The organism is Erwinia sp. PME.40.26/001, from assembly GCF_055556675.1.
On the sequence record NZ_JBVHNP010000035.1, the window covers coordinates 1 to 414 of the forward strand.

General features: G+C 69.8%; 1 pseudogene. It reads left to right on the forward strand.

The features are described 5' to 3' along the window. Positions 1–414: pseudogene (locus ACZ3HG_RS23085) on the forward strand (hypothetical protein); the annotation flags it as partial.

Here is a 414-nt window from a genome sequence, read left to right on the forward strand (position 1 = left end):
TTCCCCGTCGACCCGGTCGCTGCCGATAGCGTCCTGGTGGGAATGGGGGAACGCTACGACGTGATCGTCACCCTGGGCGACGGTGCGTTCCCCCTGGTGGCGGAGGCCGAAGGCAAGCGGGAACGCGGCTTCGCCATCATCCGCACCGGCAGCGGACAGGCGCCCACCCCGGACGCGGACATCGCCGAACTGGGCGAAGGCCGCGTCGTCGCGGTGGCGAGCATGCTCTTCGCCGCACCCGAGGTCACCCTCGACCGTCGTGACGTGGACCGCACCCTCGACCTCACCCTCACCGGCAGCATGGCCAATTACGACTGGGGGTTCAACGGCACCCAGTTCGACATGCACAACCCGTTGCGCGGCGCGCACGCACTGGTCGCGGGGGAACGGGTGCGGCTGCGGGTGACGAACGAC